General features: G+C 67.0%; 3 protein-coding genes. All 3 read left to right on the top strand.

Annotated elements, in window-relative coordinates:
• Nucleotides 1–3 precede the first annotated feature (3 nt).
• The gene (locus Q7O19_RS13470) at nt 4–1488 is read left to right on the top strand and encodes an FAD-linked oxidase C-terminal domain-containing protein (RefSeq protein ID WP_303810998.1); all 1485 of its coding nucleotides are present in this window, start codon (nt 4–6) and stop codon (nt 1486–1488) included.
• Nucleotides 1488–2630: an FAD-binding protein gene (locus tag Q7O19_RS13475; protein WP_303810996.1), complete on the top strand. Its 1143-nt coding sequence runs from the start codon at nt 1488–1490 to the stop codon at nt 2628–2630. The genes Q7O19_RS13470 and Q7O19_RS13475 overlap by 1 nt, the downstream gene beginning before the upstream one ends.
• Nucleotides 2627–3024: 4Fe-4S dicluster domain-containing protein (locus Q7O19_RS13480; protein ID WP_303810997.1), on the top strand; the 398-nt coding region annotated here is incomplete at its 3' end. The genes Q7O19_RS13475 and Q7O19_RS13480, both read left to right, overlap by 4 nt.

The following is a 3024-nucleotide window of genomic DNA, read 5'->3' on the forward strand; positions in this document are numbered from 1 at the left end:
CGCATGAAGATGCCAGAACCCGACGCTGCTGTCATGGCCCGACAGGCCCAGATTGCCGCTGCCCTCGCCGCCATTGTGCCGGATGGGGTAATCGCCGATGCGGCAGGCGTCTCAGCCTATGGCAGCGACGGGTTGGTAATGTATCGGCAGAGCCCGTTGGCCGTGGTGTTGCCGCGGACGACCGAACAGGTGAGCAAGGTCCTTGCCTGGTGCCATGCCAATGGCGTGAAGGTGGTGGCGCGCGGTTCGGGCACGTCGCTTTCGGGCGGGGCGCTGCCGCTGGCTGATGGGATCGTGCTGGGCATGGCGCGCTTCAACCGCATCCTGGGCGTGGATTACGACAATCGCTGCGCCGTGGTGCAGCCGGGTGTCACCAATCTGGCCGTCTCCCAGGCAATTGCCCACAAGGGCTTTTACTACGCGCCCGATCCGTCGAGCCAGATTGCCTGTTCGATCGGCGGTAATGTCGCGGAAAATGCCGGCGGGGTGCATTGCCTGAAATATGGCACCACCAGCCCCAATCTGTTGGGCGTTGAGTTGGTGCTGATGGATGGCGCGGCGCTGCGGCTGGGCGGCCCGGGGCAGGAGCAGGCCGGTTATGATCTGCTCGGGCTGGTGTGCGGTTCGGAAGGGCTTTTGGGGGTTGTCACCGAAGCCACGGTGCGCATCCTGCCCAAGCCCGCCACCCAGCGCGCGCTGCTGCTCGGTTTTCCCTCCGTCGCCGATGCCAGTGATTGCGTTGCGGCCATCATCGCCGCTGGCATCATCCCGGCGGGGCTGGAGATGATGGACGCACCGGCCATCCGCGCCGCCGAAGATTTTGTGCAGGCTGGTTACCCCACTGATGTCGAAGCGCTGATGATTGCCGAGGCCGATGGCAGCGCGGCGGAGGTGGACGATCAGCTTGCCCGCATCACCCAAATCGCCAACGCCCACAACTGCACCCATCTGCGCGCCTCCACAGACGAGGCGCAGCGCCTGCTGTTCTGGGCTGGGCGCAAGGCGGCGTTTCCCGCCGTGGGGCGCATCGCGTCGGATTATTATTGCGTTGATGGCACCATCCCGCGCCGCCAGCTTGGTGCGGTGCTCGGCAAGATCAGCGCCATCGTTGCCCGCCACGGCCTGGGGGTAGCCAATGTCTTCCACGCTGGCGACGGTAACCTCCACCCGCTGGTGATGTATGACGCTTCTGTGCCGGGCCAGACCGAGGCAGCGGAAGCGGCCGGCGCCGAAATCCTGATGGCCTGCGTCGATGCCGGTGGCGTGCTGACCGGCGAACATGGCGTGGGTGTCGAGAAACGCGACCTGATGGAACACCAGTTCTCAACCATTGATATTGAGGTGCAGAGCCGGCTGAAATGCGCCTTTGACGCGCACGGCCTGCTCAATCCCGGCAAGCTGTTCCCCACCCTTTCGCGCTGTGCCGAAATGAACCACATGCACGTGCACGGCGGGCAGCTGCCGTTCCCTGAACTGCCCCGATTCTGATGGCTTATCGTCCTGCCACGATCGAGGAACTGGCCGAGATGATCCGCGATGCAGCGGTGCATGGGCGGTCGTTGGCCGTGTCCGGCACCGGCAGCCGGCCCGGCATCGGTCCCGGCGCCGCAGACGCGGACCTGGATCTGACCGGCCTTGGTGGCAGCATCGATCATGATCCGGGCGAATTGCTGCTCACCCTGCCGGCATCGACTTCGCTGGATCATGTCGAACGGTTGCTGGCCCGCGCCGGCCAGTGTCTGGCGTTCGAGCCGCCTTCGCCCGATGCAATCTGGGGCCTGGGCCATGGCACCATTGGTGGCGCGGTGGCGAGCGGGCTTTCCGGGCCGCGTCGGCCGTTTGCCGGGGCGTGCCGCGATCATGTGCTGGGCCTGTCTGGCGTGACCGGGCGCGGAGAGATCTTCACGGCGGGCGGCAAGGTGCTCAAGAATGTGACGGGCTTTGATCTGCCGCGATTGCTCACCGGCTCACGTGGCACGCTGGCGGTGTTGACACAAATCACTCTGAAAGTGCTGCCGCTGGCGCCTGCGCAGGCGACGCTGCAGCTGCCCGCCGACACGGCGGCCAAAGCGGTGCGCATCATGGCCGATGCGCTGATGGTTGATGGCGGTATCACTGGCGCGGCGTGGAGTGAGGGTGAGGGTGAGGTGCAGTTGCGCATCGAATCCAGCCCGGCCGTCCTGCCGGCGCTGGTGGACGCCGCCCGCGCCCGGCTGCCGGCCAGCAGGCTAATCGAGGGCGACGCTAGCCGCGGGCTTTGGACGGCGACCGCCAGCCTCTATGGCCACGCCCGCGCCGACGAAATCATCTGGCGTTGCCCACTGCCCGCCAGCCGCGCGCCGGCGCTGGCCGCGTTGTTGCCGCCTGATGCACGCCTGAGGCTCGATTGGGCCGGCGCCCTAGCCTGGGTGCTGCTGCCGGCTGGTGCCGCCGATTTCGATCTGCATGCACTTGTGGCGCAAGCCGCCGGTCGCGATGGCCATGCCGAACGGCTGCGCGGGCCGGCCTCACCCATCCCGGCACGTGCGCCACCGGAGCCGGGTGTGGCGGCACTTTCAGCACGGGTGAAGGCGTTGTTCGATCCGGCCGACATTCTCTCTCCGGCGGCGGCACCAGGGGGCGCAGCATGACTGGCATCGACGTAACCGCCGCCCAAGGCCGCATCCGCAAATGCGTGCATTGTGGGTTCTGTACCGCCACTTGCCCCACCTATCTTGTCACCGGCGATGAGCTGGACAGTCCGCGCGGCCGCATCTGGCTGATGAAGGACATGCTGGCCAACCCGGAAGTGGCCCCGTCGGCGCGCGCCGTGCACCATATCGATCGCTGCCTGTCGTGCCTGTCATGCACCACCACCTGCCCGTCCGGCGTTGATTACATGCACCTTGTCGACGCTGCGCGCGTGCACATCGAGAACAATCATCGCCGCGCGCCGACTGATCGGCTGCTCCGCACCCTGCTGCCGGCGGTGCTCACCCGGCGCGGCCTGTTCCGGGCGTTGCTGCGCGCTGGCCGGCTGGTGCG

The organism is Sandarakinorhabdus limnophila DSM 17366, from assembly GCF_945882885.1.
Lineage (GTDB): Bacteria > Pseudomonadota > Alphaproteobacteria > Sphingomonadales > Sphingomonadaceae > Sandarakinorhabdus > Sandarakinorhabdus limnophila_A.

What these genes read in the sequence shown, in the direction of transcription:
- Q7O19_RS13470 (WP_303810998.1), top strand. Translation starts at nt 4, where the DNA reads ATGAAGATGCCAGAACCCGACGCTGCTGTCATGGCCCGACAGGCCCAG.
- Q7O19_RS13475 (WP_303810996.1), top strand. Translation starts at nt 1,488, where the DNA reads ATGGCTTATCGTCCTGCCACGATCGAGGAACTGGCCGAGATGATCCGC.